The organism is Oceanobacillus indicireducens, assembly GCF_014647195.1.
Taxonomy (GTDB): Bacteria; Bacillota; Bacilli; order Bacillales; family Amphibacillaceae; genus Oceanobacillus; species Oceanobacillus indicireducens.
In genome coordinates this window covers 18750-35233 of record NZ_BMOS01000014.1, presented here as the reverse complement: position 1 = coordinate 35233, position 16484 = coordinate 18750, and the positions used below count along the sequence as shown (strand labels likewise).

Sequence of the window (16484 nt, the reverse complement as noted above, 5' to 3'; positions counted from 1 at the left end):
TCCTTCTATATACCCATTCGACAAGAAGGGGGTTTTTCCTTTTAAATAGTACAAAATGTTTATTTTATGTCTGACTGGAAAGGAGGTAACCAATGTACCCAGTTTTATACAACAGTAATGAAACAAACTTTATCCATAACGGCTTAGGATTATTAACCGGAACTATTTCAGCGATAGCTACTGAAGAACTTAACGGCATGTTTGAATTAAACATGGAATACGATTCAGAGGGTTTCTTAGCTGACATTATCCAGGAAGAAATGTTTATCAAAGCCAAGGCAAATGATAAACAAGACGAACAGCTTTTCCGAATCTACTCGATCACCAAAAATCACGAAAACGACAATCTTATTATTGCTGGCCAACATGTCACGTATGACTTGGGAAATAATTTTGTTGAGGAATTACATGCAAATAATCTAACCAAGAAGCAGGTCATGGAACTAATCGGATCAAGCACAGCCTATCCACATCCGTTTGATGTAACAAGTACAAACACAACCACTCAGTCAAGTACGAGCTTATACCGTACCAATCCTTTACAGATGATTGGAGGAATGGAAGGGTCTGTCCTGCAGATTTGGGGCGGCCAGATTGAGCGTGACAATTTTAGATTGGTCATGCATGACAGACGTGGCAGTGATGATGGAGTCCTAGTCACATACAAGAAAAATCTTACTGGACTAAATGCCAAGTTTGATATAAGCAGTTTGAAAACAAGGATATTTCCGTTTGTCTTTAAAGAAGCAACTGACGATGAACCAGAACAATTAATTACTGTACCAGGTAAATATATCGACAGCCCGCACATTAATGACTATGAAATGCCTTATATCCTTCCTGTGGACTTCTCCAGTGAAGAAGATATTGAAACGGCAGAAGATTTATTAAATGTCGCAAGTGGCTGGTTTGTCGAAACAGGCAGAGACAAGCCCAAAGTAGAGATGGAAGTACAGTTTGAACATCTTTGGGAAACGGAAGAGTACAAAGATGTTGCTGCATTAGAACTTGTTGGTATGGGTGACACCATAACGGTCAGACATGGCAAGTTAAATGTAGAAGGTACAGCTATTGTTAACCGTATTGAGTATGATGTGCTTGCCGAGAAAAACCTAGCTGTTGATGTTGGCAGCGTTAAAGCAAGATTCTCCGACCGGATAAATAATATTGATGATAGAACAAATGACATCAACGATAAAATTGAAGTCATTGAGAAAGATTATAACGAATCCATTAAACGAATCGATGGCAAAAACACCATTTATTATGGACCAGATGAACCGACAGGCGACTTAGTAGAGGGTGACCTATGGTTTAGAGTGGTTGACGGTGAATACACTCGTACGTATCGTTATGATGGTATTCAATGGCAATTAGTTGTCAGTAAAGAGATCAAAGACATTGAAGAAACAGCAAACAATGCCCGCAACCGAGCCAACGAAGCGGTGGAAAATGCCAACATTGCAACTAGAAATGCTACAGAAGCAATCGAAGAAGCCCAGAAGTCCTTTGACAAGGCGCAAGATGCATTAAGTACAGCTGGGAGCGCATTAGATTTAGCTACTACTATACGTGGCAATATGACGACATTAAGCAAAATGGTTGACGAACAGACAGGTGAAATCAGTACGATTAAACAGTCTGTACAAGGATTGCGGACAGATGTATCAGATGCCCAGGGTAACGCTAGTAGTGCTTTGCAGCTTGCCAAAGGTTTACAGACCCGTGTAACTGACGCGGAAGGTAACATATCTTCCGTCACGCAACTAGCCAATACTTTACAATCTGATTTACGTGATGCAGAGGGAAACATATCTACTCTACAACAGACAGCAACCGATTATGCAAGACGTTTAGAAAATGCGGAAGGTGACATTTCATCTGTTACCCAGCTTGCAACTGGTTTGCAGACTCGTGTGTCAGATGTGGAGGGTAACGTTTCATCCGTTACACAGTTAGCCAACGCTTTACAAACTAGGATGGCAGATGCGGAAGGAAATATTAATACACTTACGCAGACTTCTAAAAGTTTGGATAGTACGATTAAAAGCGTTAGGGATGATTTGGATGATCTTGAGATTGGTGGTAGGAACATCTTAGGTAACAGCAAAAAGCCAAACTTCAGAACAAACAATAGTAATACACATCCACTGAAAATTACAGAGTTTGATGATTACCGGAGATATGAACCTCAAGGCAATAGCGGGTTAAGTACCTATTCACAATTAAACGATTCTACCTATCCAATCTATGATAAAAGTTGGTTGGGTAGGGATATGGGTGTTTCAATAACCGTTAGAGTTAGTAAGGATGTGAAACTTAGATTCAGGTTTGCTGACTGGGGGAAAACTCCCAGCACTTTAATAAAAGAAGGCTATTTTGATGTAAAGGCAAGTGATGGTTGGACTACATTAAAAATGCCTGTTCCGAAATCTTTAATTACTAGGAATCCTGATACGGAATATATTAGATTCCTTTTATATACAGCAGATAATGGGAATTCTACTATAACTCCATATGACGGTACTATAGATGTTAAGGATTGGTTCATTGGTTTTGGAACAAAAGTTCCCGACTGGTCCCCGGCACCTGAAGACCTAGCAACCCAATCCCAAATAAGCCAACTAGCCGATAATATTAATCTACGCGTCCAAAAAGGCGACGTTGTCAACCAGATAAATATTGATACTTCTGGTGTTTTAATCTCTGGTAAAAAGCTAATCCTTGATGGGGATACAACAGTCACAGGTACTTTCCGAGTTGGTAACGCAAATATCACAAACCTTAACGCTGGTAAAATAACAGCCGGTACGCTTGATGTAGGTAAATTAACAGTAATAGGGTTAACCGCCAATAGTATTGTTGGTGGTATTTTGCAATCCCAAAATAATAGCGTGACGTTTAACTTAAATAACGGTAATTTATCGATGGGTAGCGCTAAGCTAACATTTGGAGGGACTGGAAACAACTTTAACGGCAGGATTGATTACAGCGGAGAAGCATTTAGATTCCAGCGGGATCCTTACACTTACTTACACATTAACCGTGGTGGTGCTTCTGGTGGAGCTGGTGTAAGTAGTAGACGTAACTTGTTTGCAATGATGGCTAAAGGTACAAATATGATACGCTTTGGACTGTCTGATGACGGGTACGACCATGCAATTATTACCGGTGGTACAGTTGCTTTAAAAATGTTGGCAGGTTCAACAAGAGAGCTTCAAATTAGACACTATGGTGATAATGCTTATGCTGATTTGAGAGCTCAAGATGTTGGGGTGATGGGGCAATTAACTGTATCACGAAATGTTACGTTTCAAAATCAGTTAATAGCAACAGAAAACTCCCATCTTTACATCCGGCCGCATGTTTCTAGTAGCAATGAAGTTAGAATTGCAGACACTGCCGGAAGATATCATCCATTAAGAGCAGCAAGCTTTCCGACCGGATCCTTGGCAGAATACAAAGATGATATTCGTGCCTGGAATGAATCGGCACTAGCAGTGATTAATCAAAGTACAATTTATCAATACCGATTAAAAGGTACTGAAAAGCTCCGTTATGGCTTAGTAATTGGTGAAGGTTATAATACCCCTAAGCATGTTATCGATGGCGACGGAGTGGAGCAATACGCCATGAACAGTGTCAGCTGGAAAGCTATTCAAGAAGTAGATGAAAAGATAGAACTGACAAGGGAAGAATTAATATTAAAAGTGGCTCGCCTTGAAGCGAGAATAAATAAATTGGAGGCAGCATGATATGAAAATTAAGATCAGAAATATTGATTTGGAAAAGGTAATTATCTTCCTTGAAAATGAGAATTTTAAAGGTTTAAAGAGTGTTAATCGCTCCAAGCTTACGAACTATCTAAGTGAACAATTAGAAACTGTTGTTGCAGGAGAAAGGACAATTCGAGAGGATGGGAAGGATAAACCAAAACAATGGTTAGAACAAGAATTAAAGGCATATTTTGATGAAACAGTAACCGTAGAAGGGAGTAACATGTTAAAGCCACTGAACGTTGTTAAAGCAAAAATTAAAGAATTAACTAGCGAAGAGTGTGAGCAAGAGTTCTCCGGGGACGATGCTTACGCTCTTTCTGTTTTGTATGATGCATTTAATTTAGATGAAGGAGAGGATGTAAATGAGAGTGACAATAACGGGAATTAATTTTAAATATGACAATGGCTATGGTGAAGAATATACAGGCGTGGAGTTACAGTTTATTACGTCAGGATTTAAGTTTTCCAATAACACTCCTGTACAAATCACCAAAGAACAGTACGAAGCTAATAAGAGCAATACTAATGGTTTACGTGCTTTGGTTGTCGATAAGGTGCTTGCGGATGTGCAGGAGTATATCGACGATTTAAACAAATACAAGTCTGGATTGCTGGATGTTTAACAATTAAAGTTAAATAATCCCTTCTTATTCCGATAAAGTGGGTAAGGAGGTAGACATTATGAGTAAATTAACATTTCAAGATCATGTTAAAGAATTGAAGAAAAAGTTGAATCTTGATGATGAGGTCATTGTCATACCAGTAAATGACGAAAAAGAAAGATTGGTAAAGTATGAACAGTTTTATAAAGAAAAGTGTGACATATCGTTAACCGAGCTATTAATTAAATCAAAGATAATAAACGGTGTATTTTTGTGGCATTTAGATAAAGTGGTTTTAGTAAGAAACGAGCAATTGATTGGTACGTTGGCTCATGAAATGCGACATGCCTGGCAGTATAAGAACAGTGAAAAGAAAAGGTTTAAAATCAAGTTAAATATAACACCTACTAACGAGAAATTATTAAAGAGACTATTACGATGGATGCATTATAATTTCTTTAGTAGAGTTGAATTTAATGCAAATAAATATGCTTTTCGATATTGCATACGACATGGTTTTGTAAAAGAAGCACTCTACTATTTAATGAAGTCTATTCTTTCATGTTCTACTTTGGTTTATGATTTCCATTTATTTCTACTAGGAAGATTAAAGGATGTAAAAAATAATAATACCTAATTAAGAAGCGCTCCTGATGGGGTGATTTTTATTGAAAGTTGGTAGGTAAAAAGAGGATAATTGCTCCTTATCTCGAATAATTGACACTGGAGGGATAATCTATGAAATGCCTAAAATGCGGTACTGAATTTAGTGAGATTGAGGTTGAAATGATAAAAGAAGATGGTGCAGAACCGATTTGTGATTCGTGCGCTATAGAAATATGAATATGTAATAGTGGATGTGCACTCCAAATGGGGTGCTTTTTCTTTTGGAGAAATACGAGAAAGAATAATTAACAAAGAAAGGTGAGTATAGATGCAAATGATAGAATGGTTGCAGCGTTTCTTGGAATCAGATAACACAAAATTAATTTATATTTTAGCTTTAATTATGGGGGCGAATATTATCGACTTTACTGTCGGTTGGATTAACGCTAAGTTTAATCCAAAGGTAGATTTTTCAAGTTCAAAAGCAATTTTTGGGATAGCCCGGAAATTGCTTTTATTTATTTTGCTTGTATATTCAATCCCAGTCGCATTGTTGATGCCAGAGCCACTGGGAATCAGTGCGCTGTATGTACTTTATTTTGGGTATTTACTGAGTGAGATTAATTCGGTATTAAATCATTTTAAACTGGCCGAGGATGACAAGAGCATGGATCCTTTTATTGAGTTCTTTAAAAATATTTTTGACAAAAAAGAGAAATAACACACTTTATAAAACAATTGATTAATCAAGTGGCTAGTCCAAACGGGCAAGCCACTTTTTTAATAATAAAAATTATTAGGAGGAGATTTATAATGAGTAAAATTTATTTAGACCCAGGACACGGTGGTACGGACCCAGGAGCACAAGCCAATGGACTTAAGGAGAAAGATGTAACGTTAAAAATTGCTCTAAAAGTCCGCGATATTTTGAATCGGGATTATGAAGGGCATAGCATCCGAATGAGTCGGACAACCGATAAGACATTTAGCTTAGCACAACGTACTAATGATGCAAATAGTTGGGGAGCTGATTACTTTGTATCAATCCACATCAATGCTGGTGGTGGTACCGGCTATGAAGATTACATTTACAATGGTAGTGTGTCCAGCAATACTGTAACGTATCGCGATAAGCTACATGCAGAAGTGATGAAGCAAGTGGACTTTAGAAATCGTGGGAAGAAACGTGCGAATTTCCATGTCTTGCGCGAATCAAACATGCCAGCTGTGTTAACCGAAAATGGATTCATTGATACGGTGGCCGATGCAAATAAGCTCAAATCAGATGCATACCTGAATCGTATTGCATTAGGACATGCAAATGGCATTGCACAAGCCTTAGGATTGAAAAGAAAGTCCGGCGGTGGAGGTAATACGTACACTGTTAAAAAAGGGGATACACTTTGGAGTATTGCTCAAGCCCACAACATGACTGTACAGCAGCTGAAAGATTTAAACGGATTAACTGGGGATGTCATTCAGCCTGGACAAGTGTTAATTGTCAGTGGTGGCGGGGCTGTTTATCATACTGTAAAAAGTGGAGAAACCTTATGGGGAATCGCTCAACAGTATAATACTACTGTTAATGCTATCAAGAGCTTGAATGGCTTGACGAGTGATGTTATTCAGCCAGGACAACGCTTAAGAGTTAAATGAGGTATAATTAAAGTGTTATAATATGTGGCAAACACACTAAAGCCCGGGCGTGGAAAACCCGGGCTTATTTTATTTGAGTATCAAAGTTACTAGTTCAATTTTATTACGATTGTAAATTAATTAGATAAAAAGAAGGAATTATGCTCCCTTTTGTAGAATTAAGTTATTAATACTCAGAGGGGGGATTAAATTGAATATTAATGAAGTTAATCAATTCTTGCAAGGGCTTGATACAACAAACCCAGCATCGGTTTCAGTGAAATTAGTGCAAAAAATAGGGACAAATTACGAAGTGTTTGAACCAGCAGTGCATAGAACCGTAAGGAGAGAGCTAAAAGGATTATACAATGAAGTATTTCAAATGAGGTTATTCGAATTACCCCAAGAACAATATAATCCTAACGTTGGACAAGATGGATACTTAGCTGTAGCTAATTTGGAAGTTGCCTACGTTAACGATACCATAGAGGAAATTGAGGAAGAAGATAATATTCACGGTGATTTAGGGGAGTTAGATCTAGAATCAATTAATTTTTACTGTATAAGATTTACTCATAATGGTGAGTCAATGTATGTTTTTAGAAGGTTTACTAAGATGAAAAAGATAAGACGTGGAATTTTAGGAGTAATTGAAGATAATACCTTAAGAAAGGTAGACAATGAATTGTTTATAGGATTAGATAGGGATGTTGATATATTAGTTTTTCGAGGTGAAATGCTAATCGTTAATAGATTTGCTTTACAAACAATTTTTAATTTAAGCGACTATTTTATTGGAAGAGCTACTGAGGCATTGGACAGAATTCAAGACGGAAATGTAATAGCGAATTTTGGAGAATTTAGAGACGACTGTTTAAATGATAGACAAGCATCTAAAAGGATAACCAAAATTATAAACACTCCAGGACGTATAGAAGGATTTCTAGAGATGGCACACCTATTACCTGGTGTAATTGCTGAAGCAGACTTAGATATTGAATTAAATGAGGAAGGTCAAATAGTGTATATGAGTAACAGGGAAGTTAGGAGCCAAATACTCTTCTGTATCGCCGATGCTTACTATCTTTCTCTTATGTTGGGACGTATCGGGGAGGACATTACACAATAAATATAACATTAATGGGGGATGAGTTATGAAGTTCAATCGAACAATTCAAAAAATACTCTTCTACCTGTCATCTTTTATACCTTTGTATTTATTACTTATGGTTCAAAACATTCGTATTTATGATAAGCATGGGGAAATCCTATCGTTTAATCAATTCCTAAACCAATTTATTAACAATAGCACTACTGAGTCGTTTTTTTGGATTGGCTTAATGATTATGTTTTTTTTATCCATGTTTGGAGTCAGTCTTTTCTTCTTAGTTTACACAAAAACTGAGGGTAGAGTGGGGGTAATTAAAAATGCCGAATTTGTTAGAGAGGATACCATGGGGTATATAGTCACTTACATAGTACCTCTCTTATCAATGGACATAAGTAGTTCTAGAAGCTTAGTAATAAATTTACTATTATTTATAATCATTGGTACTTTTTATGTTAAAAACGATCAACTATTTATGAATCCTTTATATAATATATGCGGATACAATGTGTTTTCTGCAGAAGAAGATGTTTATATTACAAAAATAAGTAAATCAAAGTTGAGAATCATTGCAAAAAGACAACTATCTGTTAATAAGGTAAATCTAATCGGGGATATTTATGTTTTAACCGAGCATAAAACAAAACCTAAAAATGAAGATGACTTATATTAATTTATTTGGCCGCTAGTATTTAGCGGCAAATATTTTTTAAACTCGATATCTCATCTCTCTAACACCACATTAGCCAGATATTTCCTCATTAATACCTCTGGTTTACCCGCAAGTGTTTGAATAGTTTAAAAAAGACCGCTGCATTAGCGGTCTAATTTATATTCGTCAGTTGTTTTAAAGCCTACCCACATGATATTATGTAGCCCCAATTCAGCCCCAAAAGTAGCCCCAAATCGGTTCATTAACCTGCCTTATCTTACATATCCAATAAAGTTGTAAAACAACTAAACGATTGTTAGTATTAGGGGTACATGTTTTAATGATGTAATTTGCGTTCAATAAAAATTATTACGTATAATAGATTAAAATCGTTATTTTAAGAGGGGCAGGAGAAAGTATTCATGGTGCAGGTTAATACAGGAACAGAGTTGAACGAAGAACAGCTTGCAGCTCTTTATCAACTGATGCAGGCAAATAATGATGAGGAAAATGCAAAGAAAATATTGGAGTTGTATCAAAAGTTACATGATAAGGAGCTCGTCGTCAGTTTCTCAGGACATTTTTCAGCGGGAAAGTCATCCATGATTAATGCACTGCTTGGAAAGGATATTTTGCCAAAAAGTCCGATTCCAACGAGTGCAAATATTGTTAAGTTAACATCTGGAGAGGGCTGGGCAAGAGTCTTCTTTACCAAAGGGGATCCTATTGAGTATCAGGAACCTTACGATCTTGATATGATTAAGGCCTATTCAACAGATAAAGATGAAATTAAGCGAATCGAAATCAGTACGAAAGAAGTAATTATACCACATAAAGCAGCGCTAATGGATACACCGGGGATTGATGCTGCGGATGATGCTGACCGCTTAATGACGGAGAGTGCACTTCACTTAGTAGATGTCCTGTTTTATGTCGTGGACTATAATCATGTCCAATCTGAAGTTAATTTGTATTTTCTTCAATCACTACAAGAAAATCAAATCCCATTTTATTTAATAATTAATCAGATTGATAAACATAATGAAAAGGAATTATCATTTGCCAGTTTCAAAGAAAGTATCAGGCAAACCTTTACAGCTTGGAATATTCAACCTGTCGAAGTTTTTTATACATCACTTTATGATCCTTCGCTAACAATCAATGAATTCAACAAGGTAAAAACTACATTGTTTTCCATCCTAGAAAATGAAGGAGACACGCATTTCAATATTCAAGCCTCAGTCAAACAGGTTATGGAGAAGCATAAATCCTTCCTGGAACAGCAGTATGATGAACTAAAGAGCGAAATAGAAATGGATGAAGATGTAGAACAACAGTTGGCTCATATGGAAACTGCTGAGAAACTAATGAGAAATCTTGCGAAAGAGCCAGAAGAATTGGAAGAGACGTTTCAATCGGAATTAAAACAAACATTGCAAAATGCGTATTTAATGCCGAAAGAAGTACGTGATCTTGCTGAAAGTTATCTTGAAGCCGAGCAACCACGTTTTAAAGTAGGCTTGTTTGGATCCAAGAAGAAAACCGAGGAAGAAAGGGCCAACCGCAGAGAAGAATTTGAGCAATTAATCCAAGAAACAATTCGCTCATCAATTCAATGGAAGCTGAGGGATAAATATGTTCAGCTCCTGAAGGACTATGCACTGACTGATCAAGCGTTAATCGAAGAAGTGAATAATTTCTCAATCAATTATGATCACTCTGATTTTGAAAAGTTATTAAAGCATGGCGCTCAAGTGAACGGGGAGTATGTATTAAATTATACAAATGACGTCGCAAGCGATATTAAAGCTAAATTCAGGCGGCGCTCCTTAGATTTTCTTGAAGTGATCCAGCAAGCACTAGCGGATAAGCATGCTGAAACATTGGCAAAACAAGAAACATCTTCAGAAAGTCTTGAAGAAGTACGGAAGGTTATCGATAAATACAATAAAATTCAAGCTGAATTGGAAAGCAAGATCAGCGTAATAGATGAAGTATTCGCCTTCCCGCGTGTCGATGAAAGAGAATGGGAACAAACGCTGACTGAAGCAAAGCGGAAAGAAGATAAATTTGTTATCGCCGAGCAGTCTATTTATGAAAAAAATCAGGAAGAAACTAAGACGGAGATAAAAGCTGTAGTGGAAGCAGAAGCACAACCTACGAATCTGTCAGCTGAAGAAATGCTGAAACGGATTGAGCAGACAATCACGCTTACGGAGAAAATCCCAGGTTTTACCGATTTAATAACAGATCTTAAAAGGAAGCAAGATAGGCTTAAAAATCGAACATTTACGATTGCTCTATTTGGTGCATTCAGTGCTGGTAAGTCATCTTTTTCCAACGCATTGATTGGAGAAAATGTGTTACCTGTTTCACCGAACCCAACGACGGCAACTGTCAACCGCATCCATCCAATAACAGAAGAATACCCGCACGGTACGGTCATTGTGACAATGAAGCAGGAAGCGAAATTATATGAGGAATTAACCGATATGACGGATAAATTCTCTCCAAAGGGGGATACCCTCGATCGGCTGCTTACATGGATTGATAAGAAGAATATTGCTGAAGATGCACGTTTAAATAAGATGTACCAAGCTTATATCCGCGCCATGATGAAAGGCTATATTGCCAATAAAGAATATATCGGGAAAAAGCGGACAATCCCCTTTGATGAATTTGTCGCTTATGTCGCAGATGAGACGATGGCTTGTTTCGTTGAAGCAATCGATGTCTATTATGATAGCCCCATTACAAGACAAGGTATCAGTTTAGTAGACACTCCTGGTGCGGATTCGGTGAATGCCCGGCACACGAATGTGGCATTCAATTATATTAAACATGCGGACGCTATCCTTTATGTCACGTATTATAATCATGCGTTATCACGCGCCGACCGAGATTTTCTTTTACAACTCGGCCGGGTAAAAGAAGCATTTCAATTGGATAAAATGTTTTTCATTGTTAATGCTGCCGATCTTGCGGAAAGTAAAGAGGAATTACAGCTCGTCACGACTTATGTCACAGACGAATTAACAAAACTTGGGATTCGGAATGCCAGATTATTTCCAGTATCTAGTAAACAGTCGCTTAGTGAGAAGGTAAAACAACTTCCATTAAACGGGCAAATGGAAGCATTTGAAAGCCAATTTTATTCCTTTATTCATCATGACTTAGCTTCATTAACAATTGACAGTGCCTTATGGGATATGAAGCGAGCGTATGAAACAATGGAACACTATATTTCCTCTATCACACTTGATGAAGCAGATAAAGAGCAGCAAAAAGAGCGGATAAAACAAGACCAGACACAAGCCGCTACATATGTTCGCACATATGAAACGGATGTCTATATGCAGCAGCTCGAGCAACGGATTGAGAAGCAGCTCTACTATGTTATAGAGCGACTTAGTATTCGTTATCACGATATGTTTAAGGAAATGTTCAATCCAACAACAATTACTGAAAATGGCAGAAAAGCAACTGCCGAGTTGAGGAATGCGCTAGAGAACTTAATCGAATATATTCAATTTGAACTTAATCAAGAACTTCAAGCCGTATCTTTAAGGATGGAACGCCATACATTACGATTGGCAAATGAGGTATACCAGGCAATGCATCAAAGAAATAAGGAGATTAATTCACTATTTGCTTTACCGGACCAGTTTGATTATGAATTATATACACCGGATTATGAGGAGAAAATGCCAGCTATACAAATGAAACTCTTCCAACCTATTATTGGAAAATATAAAGGAACAAAAGCATTTTTCGTACAAAATGAAAAAGAAACAATGAAAGAAGAACTGTATCAAATGCTTTTACCATCAGTTGAAAAGTTTATCCAAGCAAATCAAGAGAGGATGGTTTCAGGTTACAAAGAGCAGTGGCAAGAACTAATCAAGGTGATGAAAGAGTCAACCATCCAACGACTGGAGCAACAAGTTTCTAATTACTTCACGATATTAGCAGCACCAGCAGAACTTCCAAGATTAGATGATACACTAGAACAGTTGGAAAAACTCATAATGGAAGAAAAGGTAGGAGTAGATATATAAATGAAAAAGAATAAGATTTTATTAGTAGACGGAATGGCATTGTTATTTAGAGGATTTTTCGCTACTGCCTTCCGAGGAAACTTTATGAAAACAAGTGAAGGAATACCAACAAATGGAATTTATCAATTTTTACGGTATTTCCTTGATGCAGTTGACACGTATGAACCGAGCCACGTAATTTGTTGCTGGGACATGGGGAGCAAAACGTTCCGTAATGAAATTTATCCAGATTATAAAGCAAACCGTGGAGCACCCCCGGAAGAGCTTGTACCACAATTTGACTTAATTAAAGAAGTCGTCGAAGCTTTCAACATTCCAAATGTCGGTCTGGAAAATTATGAAGCGGATGACTGTATTGGTACGCTTGCTCGTCTATTTCAAGCAGATCACGAGGTTATTGTTCTAACAGGAGATCAGGATATGCTTCAACTAGTTGATGAGAATATACACGTCTCGATCATGAGAAAAGGACAAGGGAACTATGAATTGTTTACAAGAGAAAACTTCTTTGAGAAAAAAGGGATATATCCACACCAAGTCGTTGATATGAAAGCATTAATGGGAGATAGCGCAGATAATTACCCAGGTGTAAAAGGAATAGGGGAAAAGACCGCGCTTCGATTAATTAAAGAGTATCAATCCATTGAAGGACTTCTAGCTAATACGGATCAATTAACAAAAGGGATCCGTACCAAATTAGAAACCGATCTTGAGATGCTTCACATTTCAAGGGAACTTGCTGAAATTAAATGTGATGTACCCGTCTCTTGTGAGCTGGAAACGGCACAGAAAAGATTCGATCGAACAAAGATTGAACCGAAACTGGAATCGCTCGAATTTAAAAATTTAGACCGGATGCTCGCAGTAAGTGCCAAATAGGAGGAAGTCTATGTATTTTCCATCCATAAGAGACAAGTGGATAACTGGCATCGTCTGGATAATTTCGCTACTTGGGATATTATTTCCGCTCTTAAAAGGGCAGGTTACTATCATGTTCATTATGTTCGGATTAGCTGCATTTCTGCTCTGGTTCTGGTTCCGGACTGGATATAAAATAGAAGGGGACAAGATAAAATCTATTATGGCCCGATTCGGCAGACTGTTCATATCCCGGACATTAAATTAATTGCTTTGTCAAAAATGCCGCTTAACTCTCCGGCACTATCCTTAAAACGAATACAAATATCTTGTAGTAAACTTGACGAGTTGCTATATCGCCGGAAAATAGGGATCAATTCATCTCTATGCTCTTAGATATAAGACCGGAGATTCCGGTTGATGACCGATTGCTTCCAAAAAATAAATAAAAATACAGCCTCGTACAAAAATGTATGAGGCTGTTTTCTATGCTTATTCTTTGATATAAGGTAGATGCCTTGCGTATCGATTTAAATCTTTTACGTATTTTATCAACGCCCAGAAGGCACTCTTGTGGTGAATATAAAGCGCTGGAGCAGATTCCATTGTATACACCGTTCATAATTTCCTGTCTGTTATTTGCCATAGCGAACAAAAATAAGAATATTATAATTTACTTACTGCTTCTTTTATATCTTCTGCTCTCGTTACAGCGGATATGAAAGAAACACCATTTGCTCCAGCTTTTAATACTGAGCTCGCATTTGTTGTATTAATCCCACCGATTCCGACTATCGGAAACTCAGGGAATTCTGCACGCAAGAAACGGATCCAATCCAACCCGACACTAGATTTTGCATCCACTTTCGTTGTAGTAAGGAACACTGGACCAGCACCTATATAATCAACATATTCTAGCGCACTATTATTTAATTCGTCCTGATTTGAAACAGATAATCCAATGATTTTATTAGGAAACATCTCCCGTAATTCTTTCACCGATTGATCATCTTGCCCGACATGTATCCCATCTGCATCTAATTTGTCTACTAATTCTACATCATCATTAACAATAAATGGAATTTGATGTACGCTACAAACTGCCCGCAATTCTTTTCCTAACTTAATTTTACTATCTCCTGAAAGGGAGCCTGGACCTTTTTCCCGAAATTGGAAAATTGTAATTCCAGCTTGTATTGCTTGCTCCAGAACAGCAACGGGATTACCTTTAACATTTTGACTACCCATAATGAAATATTTCCTTAAGCTTAATGGATTAAATGATGACATCGTTACTCCACCTCAGTTGTCGTTAAATTATTTGTATGGATACGCGGTGCCCAATGATTCGTCGGTCCGCTACCAGCTCCTAAGTCCAAAGAATACTTGATCGCGAGCGTTACATAATGTTTTGCCTGTTTAACCGCAATGTTAAGAGGGAGGCCTTGGCTTAGATTAGCAGTTATCGCTGCTGCATACGTACAACCTGTACCATGTGTATTATTTGTATTTATTCGGGGAGCCGAAAAGCTATGGATCCTTGAACCATCATAAAGGAAATCAACCGCATCGCCTTCGCGGTGACCGCCTTTAACTAGTGCAGCTTTCGCGCCAAAATTTTTCACAAGCATTTCGGCAGCCTGCTTCATGTCCTCATCGGTTTCAACTTTTTCACCTATTAGATATTCTGTTTCTGGAATATTTGGAGTTACAATTGTTGTAAGCGGAAGCAAATTCTTCCGCAGATAATTACGGGAATCGCGTTCAATCAATGTGTCACCGCTTGTGGCAACCATGACCGGGTCCATAACATAAGGTGCATCCAAATGCTTTATTTTATTATAAATCAATTTCATCATATCCTGATTGGCAATCATCCCTGTTTTAAATGCATGGATAGGCATATCAGAAATAATCGAGTCTAGTTGCTGTTCGATCATTTCTAGAGAGACGTGGGAAACAGCTTGAACACCTGTCGTGTTTTGGGACACGATGGAGGTGATAACCGACATCCCATAAGTTTTCAATTCCTGAAACGTTTTCAGATCGGCGTGAATTCCAGCACCGCCGCTCGGGTCCGTACCCGCTATCGTTAGAGCACATGCAACATTCTTCATTGAACATTCTCCTTCATCAACTTACTCATTTTAATTTTTTATTAAGCCCTTGGTGTAAACTTTAGATACAACGAGCAGTCCAAGAATTGCTCCAGATATACTGCTTACAAGGAATGGGGGGATGAAAACAAATGCACCGGCCGATGTCCCCATAAATACATAAGCAAATGGCACTGCAAATAATGCACCAATAACCCCACTGCCAATCCCTTCACCTAATGCGGCGAGCGATTGCTTCTTGGTTTGCTTATACAGGAACCCTGCAAGAAAAGCGCCGACCATTGCACCTGGGAAGGCTAATAAGGTTCCTAGTCCGAGCATATTGCGTAATAGACTGATAATGAAAGCAATAATGACTGCCGGACCGGGTCCCAAGGTGACAGCGGCTACGACATTAATCGCATGCTGTACTGGATAAGCGCGGGCTACACCGGCGGGAAACCAGATTAATTGTGCGCTGATTGTTCCAATTGCGATAAAGACGGCCATCGTCGTGATGAGACGGGTTTTATTCATACTTGACCTCCAATCTTAAGGGGTAAAATCAACCAATTAAAAAGCCAGGTCATGATTAGACCTGGCTTCACAAGAAAATAGTTATGAGAACAATCTCACTACTTCCCTACGCTGGCATTAACCAGATCAGGTCGATAAGAGTCGGAAACACACTTTCCTCTCAGCCCAGTTAGGGCACCCCTAGTAGTTTCATATTATTTAGTTCGAATCTAGCATAGCAAAAGTTTTCATAAATGTCACATGTTTTGAAAAAAGGTATAGACAAGAACCAGTTTTCTCTATGGCTTCACCAGGATACTTGCCCACCTCAATTTCTCCGACCCGGTAAGCTTATAAATGGATTGCACGGATTCGGTTAGCAAAACGGGGAATGATTTCAGTTGGTGTTATCACGCATTAAATCGAGCATAAACTGTCCGACATAGCGTGCGAATTCCTTATTTGAGCATAGTAATGAAGGTTGACTCCTTCTTCTTTAAGGCGGTTAAATAAATAAAAAGACGGACGAGGCTGGGACATAACTATTCTAATATGAATTAAATCCGAACAAAAA

Annotated in this window: 15 protein-coding genes and 1 riboswitch; of the genes, 12 read left to right on the top strand and 3 right to left on the bottom strand. The window is 38.0% G+C overall.

Annotated features, from left to right (window positions below; translation table 11 throughout):
- The first annotated feature begins 92 nt into the window (after positions 1-92).
- From IEX94_RS11055 to IEX94_RS19815, 12 genes are all read left to right on the top strand, one after another.
- The gene (locus IEX94_RS11055; RefSeq protein ID WP_188857321.1) at positions 93-3755 is read left to right on the top strand and encodes a phage tail spike protein; all 3663 of its coding nucleotides are present in this window, start codon (positions 93-95) and stop codon (positions 3753-3755) included.
- 1 nt (position 3756) lies between these two features.
- Positions 3757-4167: a hypothetical protein gene (locus tag IEX94_RS11050; protein WP_188857313.1), complete on the top strand. Its 411-nt coding sequence runs from the start codon at positions 3757-3759 to the stop codon at positions 4165-4167.
- On the top strand, positions 4142-4402 hold the full coding sequence (locus IEX94_RS11045) for a hypothetical protein (protein ID WP_188857311.1): 261 nt from the start codon (positions 4142-4144) through the stop codon (positions 4400-4402). The genes IEX94_RS11050 and IEX94_RS11045 overlap by 26 nt, the downstream gene beginning before the upstream one ends.
- A 58-nt stretch (positions 4403-4460) precedes the next feature.
- On the top strand, positions 4461-5018 hold the full coding sequence (locus IEX94_RS11040; protein ID WP_188857308.1) for a hypothetical protein: 558 nt from the start codon (positions 4461-4463) through the stop codon (positions 5016-5018).
- Between the two features lie 297 nt (positions 5019-5315).
- The gene (locus IEX94_RS11035; protein ID WP_188857306.1) at positions 5316-5708 is read left to right on the top strand and encodes a phage holin family protein; all 393 of its coding nucleotides are present in this window, start codon (positions 5316-5318) and stop codon (positions 5706-5708) included.
- A gap of 92 nt (positions 5709-5800) precedes the next feature.
- Positions 5801-6643, top strand: a complete 843-nt coding sequence (locus IEX94_RS11030; protein WP_188857297.1) for an N-acetylmuramoyl-L-alanine amidase — start codon at positions 5801-5803, stop codon at positions 6641-6643.
- Between the two features lie 190 nt (positions 6644-6833).
- Entirely contained in the window at positions 6834-7751 is a 918-nt protein-coding gene (locus IEX94_RS11025; protein ID WP_229782679.1) for a Kiwa anti-phage protein KwaB-like domain-containing protein, read from the top strand.
- Positions 7752-7776: 25 nt separating this feature from the next.
- Positions 7777-8403 (top strand): KwaA family protein, encoded by a 627-nt coding sequence (locus IEX94_RS11020; RefSeq protein WP_188857294.1) that lies wholly within the window; start codon positions 7777-7779, stop codon positions 8401-8403.
- 401 nt (positions 8404-8804) lie between these two features.
- A complete protein-coding gene (locus IEX94_RS11015) occupies positions 8805-12440 on the top strand; it encodes a dynamin family protein (RefSeq protein WP_188857292.1) in 3636 nt (1211 codons plus the stop codon).
- On the top strand, positions 12441-13319 hold the full coding sequence (locus IEX94_RS11010) for a 5'-3' exonuclease (protein WP_188857283.1): 879 nt from the start codon (positions 12441-12443) through the stop codon (positions 13317-13319).
- 10 nt (positions 13320-13329) lie between these two features.
- Positions 13330-13566, top strand: coding sequence for a hypothetical protein (locus IEX94_RS19820; RefSeq protein WP_229782678.1), 237 nt, complete (start codon positions 13330-13332; stop codon positions 13564-13566).
- 5 nt (positions 13567-13571) lie between these two features.
- A complete protein-coding gene (locus IEX94_RS19815; protein ID WP_229782677.1) occupies positions 13572-13694 on the top strand; it encodes a hypothetical protein in 123 nt (40 codons plus the stop codon).
- Between the two features lie 270 nt (positions 13695-13964).
- Here the strand turns inward: IEX94_RS19815 and thiE are convergent, their stop codons facing one another.
- From thiE to thiW, 3 genes are read right to left on the bottom strand one after another with little or no spacing between them, the layout of a single operon-like run.
- Positions 13965-14588 carry a thiamine phosphate synthase gene (thiE, locus tag IEX94_RS11000; RefSeq protein ID WP_188857280.1) on the bottom strand — a complete coding sequence of 208 codons (624 nt, stop codon included), beginning with the start codon at positions 14586-14588 and terminating at the stop codon, positions 13965-13967.
- A gap of 2 nt (positions 14589-14590) precedes the next feature.
- On the bottom strand, positions 14591-15415 hold the full coding sequence (gene thiD / locus IEX94_RS10995) for a bifunctional hydroxymethylpyrimidine kinase/phosphomethylpyrimidine kinase (RefSeq protein WP_188857278.1): 825 nt from the start codon (positions 15413-15415) through the stop codon (positions 14591-14593).
- A 30-nt stretch (positions 15416-15445) separates the two neighbouring features.
- Positions 15446-15931, bottom strand: coding sequence for an energy coupling factor transporter S component ThiW (thiW, locus tag IEX94_RS10990; protein WP_188857269.1), 486 nt, complete (start codon positions 15929-15931; stop codon positions 15446-15448).
- A gap of 86 nt (positions 15932-16017) precedes the next feature.
- Positions 16018-16123: riboswitch (TPP riboswitch) on the bottom strand.
- Positions 16124-16484 lie beyond the last annotated feature (361 nt).

Excerpts from the sequence above, each read along its gene's own strand:
- IEX94_RS11055 (WP_188857321.1), top strand. The coding sequence starts at position 93 with ATGTACCCAGTTTTATACAACAGTAATGAAACAAACTTTATCCATAAC.
- IEX94_RS11050 (WP_188857313.1), top strand. The coding sequence starts at position 3,757 with ATGAAAATTAAGATCAGAAATATTGATTTGGAAAAGGTAATTATCTTC.
- IEX94_RS11045 (WP_188857311.1), top strand. The coding sequence starts at position 4,142 with ATGAGAGTGACAATAACGGGAATTAATTTTAAATATGACAATGGCTAT.
- IEX94_RS11040 (WP_188857308.1), top strand. The coding sequence starts at position 4,461 with ATGAGTAAATTAACATTTCAAGATCATGTTAAAGAATTGAAGAAAAAG.
- IEX94_RS11035 (WP_188857306.1), top strand. The coding sequence starts at position 5,316 with ATGCAAATGATAGAATGGTTGCAGCGTTTCTTGGAATCAGATAACACA.
- IEX94_RS11030 (WP_188857297.1), top strand. The coding sequence starts at position 5,801 with ATGAGTAAAATTTATTTAGACCCAGGACACGGTGGTACGGACCCAGGA.
- IEX94_RS11020 (WP_188857294.1), top strand. The coding sequence starts at position 7,777 with ATGAAGTTCAATCGAACAATTCAAAAAATACTCTTCTACCTGTCATCT.
- IEX94_RS11015 (WP_188857292.1), top strand. The coding sequence starts at position 8,805 with ATGGTGCAGGTTAATACAGGAACAGAGTTGAACGAAGAACAGCTTGCA.
- IEX94_RS11010 (WP_188857283.1), top strand. The coding sequence starts at position 12,441 with ATGAAAAAGAATAAGATTTTATTAGTAGACGGAATGGCATTGTTATTT.
- IEX94_RS19820 (WP_229782678.1), top strand. The coding sequence starts at position 13,330 with ATGTATTTTCCATCCATAAGAGACAAGTGGATAACTGGCATCGTCTGG.
- thiE (WP_188857280.1), bottom strand. The coding sequence starts at position 14,588 with ATGTCATCATTTAATCCATTAAGCTTAAGGAAATATTTCATTATGGGT.
- thiD (WP_188857278.1), bottom strand. The coding sequence starts at position 15,415 with ATGAAGAATGTTGCATGTGCTCTAACGATAGCGGGTACGGACCCGAGC.
- thiW (WP_188857269.1), bottom strand. The coding sequence starts at position 15,931 with ATGAATAAAACCCGTCTCATCACGACGATGGCCGTCTTTATCGCAATT.